This is a genomic window from Mesorhizobium newzealandense (assembly GCF_042682145.1).
Lineage (GTDB): Bacteria > Pseudomonadota > Alphaproteobacteria > Rhizobiales > Rhizobiaceae > Mesorhizobium > Mesorhizobium newzealandense.
In genome coordinates this window covers 406999-424407 of record NZ_JBHUGZ010000012.1, presented here as the reverse complement: position 1 = coordinate 424407, position 17409 = coordinate 406999, and the positions used below count along the sequence as shown (strand labels likewise).

Below are 17409 nucleotides of genomic sequence, written 5' to 3'. Positions count from 1 at the left end.
GTCCAAAGAATGGTATCGGAGCAGTGCATAAGACGGGCTAATCGCCGCTGGATGAAAACTCAGTGGCAGGTCAGCGGCTTCTCACAATTCGATTATTCCGAGATTTACAGCTCTTATAGCAGCGACCGTTCTGCTAGCAGTATTCATTTTTCGCATCACGTTTTTTATATGGAAATTGACAGTGTTTACTGAAATTCCTAAAATTTTTCCCATTTCCCACGACGATTTCCCTCTCGCCGTCCACAGAATACATTCCTTTTCTCTTGGAGAAAGCTCACGAGCTTCCTCGCTGCCATTCGAATTCGCGAATTTCACTACCCTCAAATGGAAATGTAACGCGGCAAATTGCAAGTATGTGATTGTTCTATTTTGGAATTCGCAGTCCGAGGCTTGAGCAAAGCTCATGATCGCAAATCTGCCGCCGGGGCCGTGCAATGGAACGCTAATGCCTGACCTTAAGCCGAACGTCGCAGCCTCGTCGAAAACGCGCCGTTCATCTTCACTCGTGCTTGCGTCTTTGTACACCTCGCTCCATCGAAAGGCGCCTGCCCGCTTTCGACTCTTCTTGACGAGCGGATCCATCCGGTCATAACCCATTTCGAAACAGCGCTCCTGCCATTCATCGGGATAATTTAGCATGGTCCCCGGATCGCGTCGGACCGGCCTCAAGAATTGTTGGTCGGGTGTAAGAGAGCCATAGGCAATCCACGGGCACTCAAAATGCAAGGCAAAAGCAGATAATATGTTGAACACCTGCTCGGATTGAGCAACACTTTCAACCTGTTTGAGAAATCGGTCGAACTCGGCCCCCATCGCTTCCCTGGCTGCCTTCGAGAAATGAATAGATGGGATCAATGAAAACTGGCTTTGGTTGCCAGCCCTCGACCTTGAGAGCCCATAGTGATCCGCGGGGGGTCCAAGTCTCTTCTCCGCACCCATTTGGACCGGATATTGTCACTAGCGCACAGTCTTTCCGGCTGTAAGCCAGGGCTCCGCGCGCCGCCGGTATCGGCAAATCTTTACCATGCCGCTGCGAAAATAAAGGTTATTTTAAGTTAAATTTATGCTTAACCAGCTTTTGCATAAGCTAAACATGACTAAAATGAACCCGTTTAGATTATGAATATTCCTCACTTTCATTAATAATCACGTCAGATGTGAGCTTTCGATAGGTTGTCCATTCGGACCGGACCGAGGAGACTGGAGTTACCAAGCTTCAGCACTCATCGGAGGGTCCGAATGAACATCCACAAGAATGCCCGTATGACGTCGTTGCGTCGAGAGGAGATGGCTCGATGGCTCTTCAGTCATTGAGGGTTGGGCGCCGGCGGTGATCCGTCGTGATGCAAGGGCGGGGGTTTCCGGGTTGAGGTCGGCGGGTTCGTTTCGGGACGTCTGCGCCCGATCGCTCTCCCATCTGCAACAGGTGTCGCTGTTCGCCCGCCACTTCGGCAAGTCGCCGGACGTGCTCGGGCGCGAGGACATTCGGGCCTATCAGGTCTATCTGACCAACGAGAAGAAGCTGGCGTCCGGTTCGATGACGCTCGAAAGGGACTGGGGAGCCGCCGAAGCTGCCCATTACTGGATCTGCCCATAAGGCAGGAGTTATAGGCTTTGCCGCACGAGACCGCAGTTGGTGCAGTGTTCGGCGTGACCGCCCAGGGCCGCGGTCCGGCACGCCTCCACCGCGGCCATGACCCGGCGCTCGACACGCCCGAGATGGCCGGCATGGTCGCGGCGATAATCAGCCCAGTGACGGTGGAATACATCCGCCACTTCCAGATCCGGGCGCATGGCGCGCGGCTCAGCCGGGCGGCGTGATCTCCATGTGGAGTTGGTCAAAAGGACTGGCGGTCCGGCCGATCACAGCCGTTGAGACCTGGGCGTATAGTGTCGTCGTCGCCAGGCTGCGATGGCCCAGCAGCACCTGAATGATCCTTATGTCCGTGCCGGCTTCCAAAAGGTGCGTGGCGAAGCTGTGGCGAAGGGTGTGCACCGTCACCCGCTTCTCAACGCCCAGGAACTCGCAGGCTGCTCGACAGGCGATCCCCAAGGTCTGTGGGTGGATCGGGCCGCGGCCATCGCGCCGAGGAAACAGCCATCGCCCCGGCTTGGTCAACCGCCAATAGACGCGCAAAATCTCCAGCAACTGCGGCGACAGCATCACATAGCGGTCCTTGCCGCCCTTGCCCTGCTCGATGCGAATGATCATCCGGCTGCTATCGATGTCCGTCACCTGCGGACGCGCCGCCTCCGCGGCGCGTAAGCCCACCGCATAGGTGGTCATCAGAGCGACCCGGTTCCTCGTCCCCTTCACGGCCTGCAGAAAGCCGACCACCTCATCGGCGCTCAGCACGACCGGCAACTTGCGCGGCGTCCGGGCGTAAGCGATCCGCTCAGGCAGATCAGATCGACCCAGCGTCACGCCGTAGAAGAAACGCAAGGCGCAAACGGTCTGGTTCAACGCGCCCCACGAGACCCCTCGGCCCACCAAGTGGGCCTGATAGGCGCGCACCTCTTCGTATCCCAGTTGATCGGGTGATCGTCCAAAAAATCGACTGAACTTCGCCACGTGATGCACGTAGGATCGCTGGGTCTCCGGTGACAAATTGCGGATCGTCAGATCTTCAATCATCCGCTGACGCAGAGGGCTTATCTAGGCCATCTGGGGTTCTCCTGTCTGGAAGGTTGGCTCGACACCAAATCTTCTCAGACAGGGGCCTCCTCAGGCCAGACCCGCGCATCAGCTACCGCGGCAGCGGTTTAGTTGTGTGCCCAGCATGTTCAACCGCTTGGGGGTGAAAGTCCCCTGGCAAGGTCGTGTGTAGTGCTGTGAATGCTTCGGCAAACCACGCTTCCTAGATTGACCTGTCAGCTCTGGATCTGATGGCATAGTGTGGCGGCCTTCGCGCTGACCACGGACAGAAGCATGATCCTGGCGACGAGATATCGTTCAGAGGGGACTTGACGAACGAAGGCCCATTACAGAAGCATTACAGTTGCGATTTTGATTTGAGGTGTGCTCGTCGTGCAGCGGCCTGGTGTGCTCGTCGCCAGAGCGACCAGGCGATGATGTATGAAGGTTCGATGCGCGCCCGTGCGAGGCGGGTGGCGATGCGGCGGATTTCCTGGATCGACCAACGGATCAATTGCCGATCTTGCGCCTTGAGGGCCACATCGTTTTTGGGGGTGGCGCGGCGTTGGCACGATGGCGAATGACGGCCATCATGGCGAAAGCGAGCATGACCAGCGAGACATGGCGATGCCAGCCATGCCAGGAGCGGGTCTCGTTGTGGTCGAGGCCGAGTTCGTTCTTGGCGGTCTCGAAGCTGTCCTCGATCGCCCAGCGATGCCCTTCCACCGTCACCAGCGTTTCGATGGATGTGCCGATCGGACACCAGGTCGAGAAGAAGGCGAGATCGCCGTCGGCGATGTTGCGGCGGATCAACAGCCCGCGTGTCCAGATGCCAGGGAATGTCGCATCAAAATCATTGGCATCGAGATCGGCCAGTTCGAGATAGGCCCAATCATGCAGCCGTGCGCCTTTGGTTCCATCGCCTGCCGACAGGCGTCGCCAAGCATCCTCAGGAAAGGCTTCGGCGATGTCCTTCGCCGTCCCGGCGACAGCCAGCGGTTTGTCCCATGAGCGAAAGGGATGATTGGCGTTCACGCCCAGCACATAACCCTTTGCGGCCCGTTTAAGCGCCATTTCAATGTCGCCCACGCCGTAGACGCTGTCGGCGGCCACCCAGGAAAATGGCACATTCGACGCGATGGCGCGCTCAATCATGGCGAGCGCCAGTGCCGGCTTGGTCAGAAAGCCGACCGTGTCCGGGACATGGGCCCTGGCCATACGGTCCCGATCATCAGTCCAGGCCTTCGGCAGATAGAGCGCCCGGTCGATGAACGCGTGGCCGTGGCGCGAGACATAGGACGCAAAGACGCCGATCTGGCAATTGGTGATCTTGCCGGCCGATCCGGTGTATTGACGCGCCACCCCGCACGACGCCTTGCCCTGCTTGAGGAAGCCAGTCTCATCAATGACCAGCACCGCATCGGCATCCCAGCGGCCGCGGCCCAGGATGGCCTGCTGACGCCACGGACCGGGATCCCCGGCCGCCTCGGCCCGCATCCAACCGGTCTTGCGGCGCTCATCCCCGAGCAGACCGTCCAGAAAAAGTTCCGCCGAAACCGCCACCCGCTCCTGCGTGAACAGCGACCGCATCCGCGCCTTCACGTCCCGCATTGAAGACGCCCAAAGTTCAAGCGTCGCCTCGATCGATGCACCTGTCATCCATGACCTCCGAATCATGGAAACCCATAGATTCAGAGATCGATAAAACTCGCAACTGTAATGTTAGGCCGATGCGGCCGGCGATCTACGAATTGACGAGCCCGCCGTTACTCTCGGGAAGAGCCGGGTGCGGGAAATCCGCCGCCCGGATCGGTTAGGGCGAAAGCCGAATGGCTTGGCTACTCGACCGACCCCATCTTAAAACCAGATGACCGCGATACACAGACTGAATTTGACGTAAGCTCGCAGTGGATTGAAATTCGATGACGCAAAGCAAAAAGCGCATAACCGCGCCACTAAAACAAGAACAGGGGAAATGGAACATGACAATCTCTCGACGCGACCTCGTTAAGCTAGGCTTAGCCGCCGGAACGGCCATGTCGACCCCTTCTGTCCTGCGAGCACAAACAGCAGCGACCGCCGCCCGGACCGTCCGGATGGTTATGGGTGACCTCACCGACTTCGATCCGATCGTTTCAACGAGGACCATAACCGCCAACCATAGCCTGGCGATTTACGATACGTTATTTGCGCTTGATTCAAAATTGATGCCGCAGCCGCAAATGGTAGGGAAGTGGGGTGTTTCTGACGACAAGAAGACATACACGTTCGAGCTCCGGGATGGCTTGGCTTGGCACGATGGTACTCCCGTCACCGCGGCTGATTGCGTCGCCTCGATCCGTCGCTGGGGCCAGGTGGATCCCGGCGGGCAACTGATCATGGCGCGGGCCAGGGATATCTCGAAGAAGGACGACAAAACCTTCACTATCGCGCTCAAGGAGCCGCTGGGGCTTGTAATTGATCTGCTGGCGAAAACCGCTGGGCCGGTCCCGTTCGTCATGCGTGAGAAGGACGCAGATCGCCCTGCAACCGAACAGGTCAACGCAAATATCGGATCGGGGCCGTTCAAGTTTAACCATGCTCTTGCCAAGCCGGGCGCGAGCTTCACCTACGATCGCAATGAAGAGTATGTACCACGCCAGGAGCGAGCAGACGGATTTGCCGGCGGGAAGGTCGTTAACGTCGATCGCGTCATCTGGGACAATATTTCCGATCAGCAGACTGCTTTTGCGGCCTTGCAGGCGGGCGAGGTCGATTTCCTCTTAGACCCGCCCGCCGATCTTTACCCGGCGATCAAAAGCGATCCCAGCCTTGATCTCGAGGTTCTGGACAAGGGGGGCACTGTATATTTCATTCGCATGAACTGCCTGCAGAAGCCGTTCGACAACGTCAAAGCGCGCCAAGCGATGCTTCACCTGATAGATCAGGAGGCATTCATGCGTACCACCTTCCCCCCAGAATACATCAGTGCAGTCACTTCTTTGTTCGGAAGCCATACGCCCTATTCCAACGACGAAAACACGGGGTGGTACAAGAAGGGTGGCGACCCGGAAAAAGCCAAGCAGCTCTTCAAGGAGGCGAGATACGGAGGCGAGAAGGTCGTCCTTCTCCAACCGACGGCCGAATCGTTTGACAACAATGCCATGCAATTACTGGCGGCCACGCTGCGCAAGATTGGGGTTAATGCCGAGCTTGCGCCGAGCGACGACGCCGGATTTTCCGCCCGCTTGAGGAACAAGGGCCCCGTTGAGAACGGCGGCTGGAGCATATTCTCGACGAGCGCTTCCGATTTTTATTTCAGCAATCCGCTCGGCAGCCCCGTACTAAGCGCGAATGGTGAAGAGGGTTGGTTTGGCTGGCCCAAGAGCGATGAATATGAAGCTCTTCGCGCCAAATGGGCGGATGTCGAAACGGTCGAAGAACGCCAGGCGCTGGCCCGCAAGATCCAACAGGAACATTGGAATTTCGTGGGCACCGTTCTGCTGGGTGAAGCTGTCTCGCCAATCGCCCGCCGCAAGACGCTCACTGGCGTGATTGGTATGCCGGAGGGAACTGCGATGTGGAACATGCAGAAGGCCTGAGCGTGAATAGCTGATTACGTCCTCCGCAGAATCCTATTGACCATCGCCGTTTGGCGATGGTCGGGATTTTCGTCTTCCTGCTCTCAGGCTTGTGCCAGATGACCCGGGCCGCCATCAGCGGTCGCCGACGTCATCTTGAGATAATATTGATAGCCATGAGACAACTACACAATTGAATCGCTATGCTCGGGGTTTGAAGCACGTGGCTTTCTATGGAAGCTAGTGGCTAGCACATAGTGTGACAGTTGACGCACACATGTGACTGCCGTGGGGCGCCGCTATATCAACCAGTATCATCACCTAGGAATGACGTTCATGACTAGTACTTGCTCTCTCGCCGATTTAGCCAAGGGCATCGACGCATTGTTCAACGAGTTTAGCGGGCCGGAAATGCCTGGCGCTGTCGTGGCGGTGACCGAGAATGGTCGCGAGATTTTCGCCAATGCATATGGTCTGGCGAACATCAACGACGACGTCCCGATGGGGCGTAAGGCCATCATCCGCATCGGTTCGCAGAGCAAGCAGTTCACGGTGTTGCTGATCCTGATGCTGGAGGCAGAAGGCAAGCTCAGCCTCGAGGACGAGGTCCAGAAGCACCTGCCCTATGTGCCCCGGCTCGAATATCCGGTCACTCTCGGGCAACTTGCCTCCAATATCAGCGGCTACCGTGACTATCTGCAGGGCATGATCTTTGGCGGCCTGTCGCTCTTCGCGCCGTCAGGCCGCCAAGCTGCCCGTGATGTTGTCGCCAGGCAGGACGCGCTTAACTTCAAGCCCGGCAGTGCCATGATGTATTCGAATTCCGGGTTCTTCATGTTGTTCGAAATCATCGAGCAGATCGAGGGCGCGACCTTCAACGAGATACTACGCAAACGCATCACTGGTCCGCTCGGCATGTACGACACCTCGCTCATGTTGCGCGACGGCTCGGTAATGAAACGGCTGGCCGCGCACTATACCAAGCGCGCCGAGGGCTGGGCCCATTTGGGCTGGGGGATGGAATATGGCGGCGGAGGCGGCATAGTTTCGACGCTTGACGACATGGTGGTCTGGCAGCATAACCTGATCGAGCCCAAGGTAGGCACGGCGGAAATGTATCGACGCATGGCAACGCCTTGCGTTTTCGACAATGGCGCGACCGGCTTTTACGGGCTAGGGTTGGTGACGGACGTTTATCGCGGTCGCCGCGCGGTCGGCCACGGCGGTTCGGTTGCCGGCGGCGAATCTGAATCGATGCGCTTCGTCGACGATGGGCTCGGCGTCGTCATCATCGCCAACAACGATCAGGTCGCCGCCTTCGCCCTCGCCCGCCGTATTGCCGACATCTATTTCGACAACGCTTTGCCAGCGTCGATCGAACTTGCTTCCGGCCGCTACCGGCAGGAAGGCGGCCCAGACGTGTTCGAGATCATCGCCAAGAACGGCGTGCCGACCTTCCTTAGGTACGGTGTTGGGACCCGTTTCGATTTCGGCAATCCAGGCGGCGCCAAGCCCGAGAGCGGGATTACCGACCTGGTTCTCAGTCCACGGCCGGACGGCAAGATCGACGGCACGTTCTGCGGCACGCCGACAGTCTACGCACCCTTGAACCCGAACGCCAGGGCCGCCGCCCCGCTCGCCGGACGCTACGCCAACACGGCGCAGGGCATCGAGGTCGAGATCGAGGGCGACGCACAACGCGGAATGTTCCGGCTGCGCTCCGATCTCGGTGCGATGAACGCGCCTATCGTAGCCGCTGACAACGATCTCTGGTTCCTGCTCCAGCCAGACACCGACATTGGCCCCGGTCTGACTTGGAATGCGACGCTGAGCGTCACCGCAGACGGTTTCGAGATAAACGCGAGTCGCCTAAAAAAACTGCGCTTCACGCACGTCTAAGCAGCACGCAAAACCGATTGTATGCGCAACGGCTGAACGCTTCGACCACGTCGCCGAATAAGAAAGATAGCAGCTGTGAGAATCCTAGCCGAAGTCCCGATCACCGGTTATCTCGATCGCTTTTCCCACCGTCCGGGAGAGGCGTTCGTCGCGTATGTGAGCACCCGGGAGCCTGGTCCCTATCGCGCGCGCCTCATGCGTGTTGTCAGCGCCGATCCGAATCCGAAGGGCCCAGGAATGCGCTTCGAGGACTTGTCGCATCTTCTCGACCAAAGCCACGAGGGGCGCCGGCAGGAGGTCAGGCTCGGCTCTCATGGCATCATTGAGACCGGACCCGCAAGGGATCCGAGCGCGGCCTGCACCTGGACGCTGCTGGTACAGCCGGGCGTTCTCGATCCTTCGGCTGCTGTTTTGGCCGAGGAGGCCGGCGACCACGCCGTAGTTCTTTCCATCGGCCCGTCTGGCGCCGAGGCTTCAATCGCATGGCCGGGAGGGTCGCTTGAGCTTGCAACGAAGGTGCCACTCAAACCGAAAGCTTGGTATCGCCTCTGGCTCGCTGTTGACCCAGCTTCCGGACGCGTGGTGCTGGGGCAGCAGCTGCTCAACAAAGGCGAACCTGTTAAGGTCAATGGGCATGCCTCAGGGGTGAGCCTGCCTTCTTCAGGCACAGTCCTCTTCGCGGCCGAGCGCGAGTTGGCGCCGCAACGCCATTTCACGGGCAAGCTCGAGGATCCGGCGATTCTGCGCGGCTGCGTCGAAGCCTTCGCCAATCCTTCGGCGGAGGTGGAACGGCTGGGTGGCGAAGTGCTCGCCGCCTGGGACTTCTCGCAAGGGATCGACAGTTCAAGCGTCGTTGATGTAGGGCCCGGGAAACATCACGGGCGGCTTGTCAACCAGCCGATGCGCGCGGTGGTCGGCGCTAAATGGAGCGGGCGAGAAGTGTGCTGGCGAAACGCACCGCGCGATTATGCCGCCATCCATTTCCACGACGACGACCTCGACGATTGCCAGTGGCAGGCTGATTTCACGTGGGCCGTTCCAGAGAACATGCCCAGCGGCGCCTATGCGTTTCACCTCACCTGCCGTGACGGTGAGGACTGGCTGCCGTTCTACGTCCTCCCAAAGCGAGAGGGGCCGTTCGCGCCGATCGCCTTTCTTGCTCCGACGTTCACCTATCAGGCCTATGCCAACGATCGACGCGGCGGGGCCGACGCCGCTTATCACGAGCGTGTCCGGCAATGGAGTGCCTATCCGCACAATCCGGATCAGCATCCGGAGTATGGAGGGTCGACCTACAATCTTCATCGTGACGGGAGCGGCGTCGCCTTCACTTCGCGCCATCGCCCTATCCTGACGATGCGGCCAGGGTTCGTTTCGATCAACGATCAGCGTGGTTCAGGGTTGCGGCACTACCCTGCCGATACGCACATCCTCGCCTGGCTCGAGGCTAAAGGCTTTCCATTTGATATTGTGACGGACGAGGATCTCGACGACGAGGGCGATGCGCTTCTTACGCCCTACCGCGCTGTGCTGACGGGCTCGCATCCTGAATATCACACACTTGGAACGCTCGATGCTTTGCAGGAGTATACGGAGAACGGCGGGAGGCTGGCCTATCTCGGTGGCAACGGCTTCTATTGGCGCATCGCACGCGAGAAGAAGACGCCGCATATCTTCGAACTTAGGCGCGCTGAGGGCGGCATGCGCGTGTGGGCCGCGGAGCCGGGCGAATATTTTCATGCGCTCGACGGCCAGTTAGGCGGCCTGTGGAGGCGCAACCGCCGCCCGCCGCAGATGCTTGTCGGAATCGGCTTCGTGGGGCAGGGTGCATTCGAGGGCACGCATTTTCGCCGTCTGCCGGCATCGCGCGATCCGGTCCATGCCTGGATCTTCGAAGGGGTGGAGGAAGACGTTTTCGGCGATTACGGCCTCTCGGGCGGTGGTGCCGCAGGCTACGAGCTCGATTGCACGGATCCTGAGCTAGGGACGCCGGAAAATGCCATTGTCCTCGCCCGATCGGAAGATGAGCCTGCTTCTTTCGTGCTGGTTCCAGAAGAGCACATTGTGCGTCGGGGCACAATTGAGGGAGATCCGCCACAGAAGGTTTTGCCCAATGAGCTGCAGTTGCGGGCTGAGATGATCTATTTCGATAAGCCCAACGGCGGAGCGGTCTATTCCGTCGGATCAATCACTTTCTGCGGCAGCCTGTGGCGGAACGGCTTCGAAGGACCGGTTTCGCGCGTTCTCGAGAATGTTGTGCGCCGGTTCAGCGCAGCGTCCGGCTGATGTGGAGGCGTAGGGCTTCAGCCAGACGTCGGGTAGACGCACCGTGAGGAATTTTCAACGCAAGCAGGACAATCTTGAAATGTGGTTGATGGTTCGTCGATCGCAGCAATGGGAAAACAGATCCGTTCGACTGGTCGCGTCTAGATCTCTCGGGTCGCCTGCGTGCAGGTTCGCTGTGGGACTTACCGGCTGCCTCAACTGCGTTTCGATCTGCAATGGTGACAAGGGGTGATGGCGCATTGAACCGCGCCGGGTTTTCCGGAGGCCTTCTTCGGCAAGTGGAACAGCGTCTTCACGCGATACCGCGGTTGGGTCAAGCCGATGTTTTCATTAAGGCATGCTCGGACGAACCGGACATGGAATACGCCATGGTCGACGCGACCATCGTCAAAGTCCATCGCCACGGCCAGGGTGCAAAAAGGGGCCTCAGAGCCAGGCCATTGGTCGCTCCAAGGGCGGCATGACGGCCAAGATCCTGGCGCATTGAGGGGTGGCTCAATAAGAACTTTGGTCCTTTGTTAGGTAGGAGTATGGGCGCTACCACCAAAGTGATTCCGTTGCTAATGCCGATTGCGTCCAGTTCCCGGGCCACGCGGGCACCTGACAGCGACGTGTCCGCGACCAGCGCCAGGCATTCCCGCGTGAAGTCGTCTACGATAGCCAGAACCCGGAACCGCCAGCCGTCCGTGAAGGCATCGCTGACAATGTCGAGCGACCAGCGCTCGTTCATCCGGTCCGGCGCGATCACCGGCCTTCTCGTTCCCAAGGCCTGCTTGCGGCCGCCACGCGAACCTGCAGCCCGGTAAAGCCGCCGCGGCTTCTTTTGGTTCACTACCATCCCTTGCCGTTCAAGCATGATGTGGATGCGCCGGTAGCCGAAGCGCCGCCGCTCCGCCGCCACCGTCTTCATCACGGTTCGAAAGACCGCATCATCCGGCCGGATGCTTTTGTAGCGAACGCTTGAGCGATCGACGAAAAGAGTCTTGCACGCCCGACGCTGGCTCACCCCATGCTGATCGCAGGCGTGGGCCACAGCGCATCGCTTGGCATCGGGCGTCACCATTTTTCCCGGCGACATCCTTCAGGATGGCGTTGTCCAGCATCTGGAGGTCTCGAAAAACCTCCCCATTTTGACCGGTTTGTGATTCACTGCCGTTGCGATTTGGAAGGAGGGATTGGATGCGGGGACAGGCCGGGTTCTGGGATATCGATGAGCGCTATGCTCGGCTAAGCGAAGCCGGCGATCCCCTGGAGAAGTTGAACGCCGTTGTGCCGTGGGAGGTTTTCCGCAAGCCTTTGGCCAAGGTGCTGAAGCGCTCGGACGGCGCCAAGGGCGGTCGTCCTGCCTACGACCCGGTGATGATGTTCAAGATCATGGTGCTGCAGGCGCTCTACGGGCTGTCCGACGACCAGGCCGAGTTCCAGATCCAGGACCGGCTGTCCTTCATGCGCTTCCTCGGACTGGGGCTCGGCGACAGAGTGCCAGACGCCAAGACGATTTGGCTGTTTCGCGAGCATCTGACGCAGGCCTGCGCGGTGGAGAACCTGTTTGCCCGCTTCGACAAGCACCTCGCCAAGGCCGGCTATCTGGCGATGGGCGGGCAGATCGTCGACGCCACCATCGTGGCGGCGCCGAAGCAGCGCAACACCGACGCCGAGAAGGCCGACATCAAGGCGGGCAAGGTGCCGGACGCATGGAAGGAGAAGCCGGCCAAGCTGCGCCAGAAGGATCGCGATGCCCGCTGGACGGTGAAGTTCTCCAAGGCCAAGGTCGCCGAGGAGGGAAAGGCGCAGCAGCGCGACATCGCCATTCCCGCTTTCGGCTACAAGAACCATGCCGCCATCGACCGCCGGCACGGCTTCATCCGCGGCTGGAACGTCACGAGCGCATCCGCCTATGACGGCGCGCAGCTTCGCAACGTGCTCAACCGCGCCAACACCGGGTCTACGGTCTGGGCCGACACCGCCTATCGCTCGAAGAAGAACGAGGAGTGGCTCGACCGGAACGGATATGTCTCCGAAATCCACCACAAGAAGCCGAAGGGCCGGCCTATGAGCGAAGCGACGTCGCGGGCCAACGGCCGGCGCTCAAAGACCCGAGCCTTCGTCGAGCACGTCTTCGCCCGTCAGAAGGCGCAGATGAAACTCTTCATCCGCACGATCGGCATCGCCCGCGCCAGGACCAAGATCGGCATGACGAACCTCGCCTACAATCTGATGCGCTACGTCTGGCACCAGGGGCGAACTGCGCCTGCATGACGCCAAAAGCGGCGGAAAACGCCGCCGCGACGCCAAACTCGGCACCCAGCATCAACCTCAACGACCAAAACCGAAGCCACTTCCCGCCATCAGCCCGGGCCGAACCGCTTTGCCGCCCCACAGGTCTCGGAAATGCCGTAGTTCGAGGTGCCCATCTGCTCGGTCAGCAGCTTCTTCAGCTTGGCATTCTCTTCCTCCAGAGGCTTCAGCTTGCGCGCATCGGAAACGTCCATGCCGCCAAACTTGGCCTTGTATTTGTAGACCGTTGCTTCCGAGATCCGGTGCCTGCGGCAGACATCAGCGGTCCTCTTCCCCGCCTCCTGCTTCTTCAAAATCGTTATGACCTGTTGTTCCGTGTACCGTGAACGCTTCATTCGTCCGTCTCCTCGATCAGACGGACTCTACCAAAACTGGAGGAGCTTCAGGGTCTCAGGTCAGAAGCTGTCGAAGGAAACGAGACGCGAGGAGGGAAGGGGCCAGCCCGAGGGAAGCCTACACGAGGAGGCCAAGGTTCGGACGCAGAGCCGGGTTGCCTTGCTGCCCGCTCAAACCCGGTTCACCTCTCTGCTGCATCATGTCGACGAAGAAGCCCTGTACCCGGCGTTTCGGCGACCGAAGCAACAGGCGAGTGCCGGGGTCGATGGGACAACGGTGGCGGCGAACGAAGAGCGGCCGGCGGATACCTCCGTGATCTCTGCGAACGATCGCGACCCTCTCCGGCAGCGGCGTGGCGAGCGGCGGCCCGAGACCTTCGCCTTTCTGGCCTTCATCCACTATTGTTGACGGACCCGGGACGGCAGTTCATCGTGAAGCACAAAACTGAAGGGTAACGCCTGACGTGTAAGCTGGCGGCGTTGCGCAAGGAGGCTTCGCGGTTCATGCACGCGCCACTGGCCACGCACCACGTGTTGTTCGCCGCCGTTTTGCGTGGACACTACGGCTACTACGGCAGGGGCACAACTACTCTGCGCTCAACGGGCTTTACCGGGAAGTGCGTCGGCTGCGCTGTCTTAGACAGCGCAGCCAGAAGAGTCGGCGCATGGGCTGGCCGGAGTTCGAGATCTTGGCGGCACGCTTCCCCTTGCCCAATCCTCGCATCACTCGCACTTGGGCGCAGGACGCGGGTTACTCTGGGGAAGAGCCGGGTGCGGGAAATCCGCCCGCCCGGATCTGTTAGGGCGAAAGCCGAATGGCTTAGCTACTCGACCGACCCCATCTTAAAACCAGATGACCGCGATACACAGACTGAATTTGACGTAAGCTCGCAGTGGATTGAAATTCGATGAAGCAAAGCGAAAAGCGCATAACCGCGCCACTAAAACAAGCACAGGGGAAATGGGACATGACAATCTCTCGACGCGACCTCGTTAAGCTAGGCCTGGCCGCCGGAACGGCCATGTCGATCCCTTCAGTCCTGCGAGCACAAACAGCGGCGACCGCCGCCCGGACCGTCCGGATGGTTATGCAAATGCCCGCCGTTTTCGATCCGATCTTTTCGACAGCTTATGCAACCGGCAGTCATGGCCTTGGGATTTACGATACGCTGTTTGCGCTTGATTCCAAATTGATGCCGCAGCCGCAAATGGTGGGGAAATGGGGTGTTTCTGATGACAAGAAGACTTACACGTTCGAGCTCCGGGACGGCTTGAGCTGGCACGATGGAACCCCCGTCACTGCGGCAGATTGCGTCGCTTCGATCCGTCGCTGGGGCCAGGTGCATCCTGGCGGACAGCTGATCATGGCGCGCGCAAATGATATCTCGAAGAAGGACAACAAAACACTCACGATCTCGCTCAAGGAGCCGTTGGGAGTTTTGATTGATATCTTGGCGGACCTTACGACGCCATGCCTGTTCATCATGCGCGAGAAGGACGCAGATCGCCCTGCGACCGAACAGGTCACCGCAAATATCGGATCAGGGCCGTTCAAGTTCAACGAGCCTCTGGCGAGGCCAGGCGCGAGCTTCACCTACGATCGCAATGAACAATACGTACCGCGCCAGGAGCCCTCAGATGGATATGCCGGCGGGAAGGTCGTGAACGTCGATCGCGTCATCTGGGATAATATAACCGATCAGCAGACAGCTTTAGCAGCCTTGCAGTCGGGCGAGGTCGATTTGCTCTCAAGCCCACTGGCCGATCTTTACCCCGCTATAGAGAGTGATCCCAACCTTGCACTCCAGGTTCTGAACAAGACCGGAGATGTATATTTCATGCGCATGAACTGTCTGCAGAAGCCGTTCGACAACGTCAAGGCGCGCCAAGCGATGCTTCACCTCATCGACCAGGAGGCGTTCATGCGTGCTATGATCGGGAACCCAAAATACTTCAACACCATCACTTCGGCGTTCGGGAGTGGAACGCTCTACTCCAACGATGAAAATACCGGGTGGTTCAAGAAGGGTGGCGACCCGGAAAAGGCCAAACAGCTCTTCAAGGAGGCGGGATACGCCGGCGAGAAGGTCGTGATTCTCTCATCGACGGACGATTCGTTAAACAGCAACGCCATGCAGTTACTGGCGGCGGCGCTGCGCAAGATCGCGGTCAACGCCGAGCTTGCGCCGCTCGACGGGCCCGCATTTTCCGCTCGGTTAAGGAACAAGGGCCCCGGTGAGGACGGCGGCTGGAGCATATTCATGACGTCCGAGTCAGGTTTTGATCGCAACAATATGTTCAATCCCACTCAGCTAGCGAATGGCGAAGAGGGTTGGTTGGGCTGGCCGAAGAGCGATGAATATGAGGCCCTTCGCGCCAGATGGGCGAACGGCGAAACGCTTGAGGAGCGCAAAGCACTGGCTCGCAAGATGCAACAAGAATACTGGAATTTTGTCGGCACCGTTCTGCTGGGTGAAGCTGTCTCGCCAATCGCCCGTCGCAAGACGCTCACCGGGCTGATAGAGATGCCACAGCTTAACGCGATGTGGAACATGCAGAAGGCCTGAGCAATGGCCATTTACATCCTGCGGAGGATCGTTTCGACCGTCGCCGTCATGGCGATGGTGGGGATCTTCGTCTTCCTGCTTCTCAGGTTGGCGCCTGGTGATCCGGCGGCCATCATCGCCGGCAATAAGGGGACACCAGCGATGATCGCCGGCATCCGCGAACAGCTAGGACTCAACGATCCGCTGCCAGTTCAGTTCGTCCACTGGGCGTTTAACATACTCAGGGGCGATTTCGGGACTTCAATTTTCACAGGGCAACCCGTTCTTCAGTTGATCTCTCAGCGGCTGGAACCGACGATTTCCCTGTCGACCCTGACGATGATCCTTTCGGTGACGGTCGGGGTCTCCTTCGGCGTCCTCGCCGCGTGGCGAACTGGTGGTCTTGTTGATCGTATCCTGACGGCATTTGCGACGCTTGGTTTTTCAGTCCCGGTATTTGTCGTGGGCTTCTTTCTCATATACTTGTTCGCTACCACAACACATTGGCTACCGGTTCAAGGATACCAGCCGATCGACCACGGCTTCGGGCCATGGCTTGTGCACGTGATCCTGCCTACCGTGACTTTAAGTCTTGGTTATATCGCTTTTATCGCCCGGATCACGCGGGCGAGCATGCTCGAAATCTTGTCGGAAGACTACATGCGCACGGCCGCAGCCAAGGGCGCTTCGTCCTATGCTATGCTTTTCCACCACGCCCTGAAGAATGCAGGTATCCCAATCCTAACGGTGATCGGCTTAAGTTTCGCAGGTCTAATCGGTGGCGTCGTCATCACGGAAACGGTGTTCAACATACCTGGTGCCGGTCGTTTGGTGGTCGATGCAATTCACAACCGCGATTATCCCGTTATCCAAGGCGTGCTAATCCTCGTTTCGGGCCTGTACGTGCTAATCAATCTGGCGGTCGACCTTTCTTATACTCTCGTCGACCCCCGCATTCGGTACTGATTATGACGGTCCTTTCCGCACCAATTGAATACGTCCCTCGGGGACGTCCGCGAATATCTGACCTTCCCCGTCTGGCAAGGCGGCATCCGCTCGTCCTTGTAGGCGGCGGCATGTTAACCCTTTTAATCATCCTGGCACTCGCTGCCTCGCTTTATGTCGGGGATCCATTAAACATGGATCCGTTCAAGCGCCTGCAGCCGCCTTCCGGCGAGATGTGGTTCGGAAGCGACAATCTGGGCCGGGACGTATTTGCACGGACGGTATTCGGCGCTCAAATCTCACTCCTGGTGGGATTGACGTCTGCTGCCGGTGCGGCTCTGGGCGGGCTTCTGATTGGAACCATTGCTGGCTATATCCGCAGCTTCGACAATATCGTGATGCGGGTCATGGACGGATTAATGTCTATCCCAACATTTCTGCTGGCTATCGCCCTCATTTCTCTGACAGGGCCAGGGATCGGTATCCTCATCGTCGCCATTACTATTACCCAGATACCAAGCGTCACACGGTTGGTTCGTTCGGCGGTTTTGAGTGTTCGGGAGCGCCCCTATGTGGAGGCTGCGCTCTGCGGCGGTGCTCGCCTGCCGAAAGTGCTCTGGCGGCATGTCATCCCGAGCACCATTCCGGCGCTTATGGTGCAGAGCGCAATAGTCTGCGCGGATGCGATTCTGACAGAAGCCGCACTGAGCTTCCTGGGAGTGGGCGTGCCGCCCGAAATTCCGAGCTGGGGCAACATGATCGCAAGTTCACGCCTGTATCTCGCCATCGCTCCAATGACGATCTTCGCCCCCGGCATCTGTCTTGCCGTCACGGTGCTGGCCGTCAACCTGCTCGGCGATGGCCTTCGCGACCTGTTCGACCCCCGCGCCAAGCGGAGGCGCTGA

At 59.1% G+C, this 17409-nt stretch carries 9 protein-coding genes and 6 pseudogenes; 9 read left to right on the top strand and 6 right to left on the bottom strand.

The window, feature by feature from the left end; genetic code table 11:
* Nucleotides 1–81 precede the first annotated feature (81 nt).
* Nucleotides 82–813 carry a LuxR family transcriptional regulator gene (locus tag ACFSOZ_RS18540; RefSeq protein ID WP_379100340.1) on the bottom strand — a complete coding sequence of 244 codons (732 nt, stop codon included), beginning with the start codon at nucleotides 811–813 and terminating at the stop codon, nucleotides 82–84.
* A gap of 595 nt (nucleotides 814–1408) precedes the next feature.
* Between ACFSOZ_RS18540 and ACFSOZ_RS18535 the strand changes: the two are divergent.
* Nucleotides 1409–1570 (top strand): annotated as a pseudogene (locus ACFSOZ_RS18535) (phage integrase N-terminal SAM-like domain-containing protein); the annotation flags it as partial.
* A gap of 28 nt (nucleotides 1571–1598) precedes the next feature.
* Here ACFSOZ_RS18535 and ACFSOZ_RS18530 read toward each other — a convergent pair.
* From ACFSOZ_RS18530 to ACFSOZ_RS18520, 3 genes and pseudogenes are all read right to left on the bottom strand, one after another.
* A pseudogene (locus ACFSOZ_RS18530) lies at nucleotides 1599–1794 on the bottom strand (transposase zinc-binding domain-containing protein); the annotation flags it as partial.
* 10 nt (nucleotides 1795–1804) lie between these two features.
* Nucleotides 1805–2635: a site-specific integrase gene (locus ACFSOZ_RS18525; protein WP_379100337.1), complete on the bottom strand. Its 831-nt coding sequence runs from the start codon at nucleotides 2633–2635 to the stop codon at nucleotides 1805–1807.
* A gap of 318 nt (nucleotides 2636–2953) precedes the next feature.
* Nucleotides 2954–4312: pseudogene (locus tag ACFSOZ_RS18520) on the bottom strand (IS701 family transposase).
* Nucleotides 4313–4617: 305 nt separating this feature from the next.
* On the opposite strand from ACFSOZ_RS18520, the gene ACFSOZ_RS18515 reads away from it, so the two are divergent.
* The 4 genes and pseudogenes from ACFSOZ_RS18515 to ACFSOZ_RS18500 all read left to right on the top strand — a co-directional run.
* The gene (locus tag ACFSOZ_RS18515) at nucleotides 4618–6216 is read left to right on the top strand and encodes an ABC transporter substrate-binding protein (RefSeq protein ID WP_379100497.1); all 1599 of its coding nucleotides are present in this window, start codon (nucleotides 4618–4620) and stop codon (nucleotides 6214–6216) included.
* Between the two features lie 315 nt (nucleotides 6217–6531).
* Nucleotides 6532–8094, top strand: coding sequence for a serine hydrolase domain-containing protein (locus tag ACFSOZ_RS18510; RefSeq protein WP_379100335.1), 1563 nt, complete (start codon nucleotides 6532–6534; stop codon nucleotides 8092–8094).
* Nucleotides 8095–8169: 75 nt separating this feature from the next.
* The gene (locus ACFSOZ_RS18505; protein WP_379100333.1) at nucleotides 8170–10380 is read left to right on the top strand and encodes a N,N-dimethylformamidase beta subunit family domain-containing protein; all 2211 of its coding nucleotides are present in this window, start codon (nucleotides 8170–8172) and stop codon (nucleotides 10378–10380) included.
* 258 nt (nucleotides 10381–10638) lie between these two features.
* Nucleotides 10639–10861, top strand: a pseudogene (locus ACFSOZ_RS18500) (IS5/IS1182 family transposase); the annotation flags it as partial.
* 72 nt (nucleotides 10862–10933) lie between these two features.
* Here ACFSOZ_RS18500 and ACFSOZ_RS18495 read toward each other — a convergent pair.
* A pseudogene (locus ACFSOZ_RS18495) lies at nucleotides 10934–11483 on the bottom strand (IS3 family transposase); the annotation flags it as partial.
* Between the two features lie 76 nt (nucleotides 11484–11559).
* Here ACFSOZ_RS18495 and ACFSOZ_RS18490 point away from each other — a divergent pair.
* Entirely contained in the window at nucleotides 11560–12639 is a 1080-nt protein-coding gene (locus tag ACFSOZ_RS18490; RefSeq protein WP_379100331.1) for an IS5 family transposase, read from the top strand.
* A gap of 152 nt (nucleotides 12640–12791) precedes the next feature.
* On the opposite strand, the pseudogene ACFSOZ_RS18485 reads toward ACFSOZ_RS18490, so the two are convergent.
* A pseudogene (locus ACFSOZ_RS18485) lies at nucleotides 12792–13013 on the bottom strand (transposase); the annotation flags it as partial.
* A gap of 968 nt (nucleotides 13014–13981) precedes the next feature.
* Between ACFSOZ_RS18485 and ACFSOZ_RS18480 the strand changes: the two are divergent.
* Genes ACFSOZ_RS18480 through ACFSOZ_RS18470 form a run of 3 tightly spaced genes read left to right on the top strand, consistent with a single transcriptional unit; the run spans nucleotide 13982 to nucleotide 17409 of the window.
* Nucleotides 13982–15580, top strand: coding sequence for an ABC transporter substrate-binding protein (locus tag ACFSOZ_RS18480; RefSeq protein WP_379100495.1), 1599 nt, complete (start codon nucleotides 13982–13984; stop codon nucleotides 15578–15580).
* Between the two features lie 3 nt (nucleotides 15581–15583).
* Nucleotides 15584–16525, top strand: coding sequence for an ABC transporter permease (locus ACFSOZ_RS18475; protein WP_379100329.1), 942 nt, complete (start codon nucleotides 15584–15586; stop codon nucleotides 16523–16525).
* Between the two features lie 2 nt (nucleotides 16526–16527).
* Nucleotides 16528–17409: an ABC transporter permease gene (locus ACFSOZ_RS18470; RefSeq protein WP_379100328.1), complete on the top strand. Its 882-nt coding sequence runs from the start codon at nucleotides 16528–16530 to the stop codon at nucleotides 17407–17409.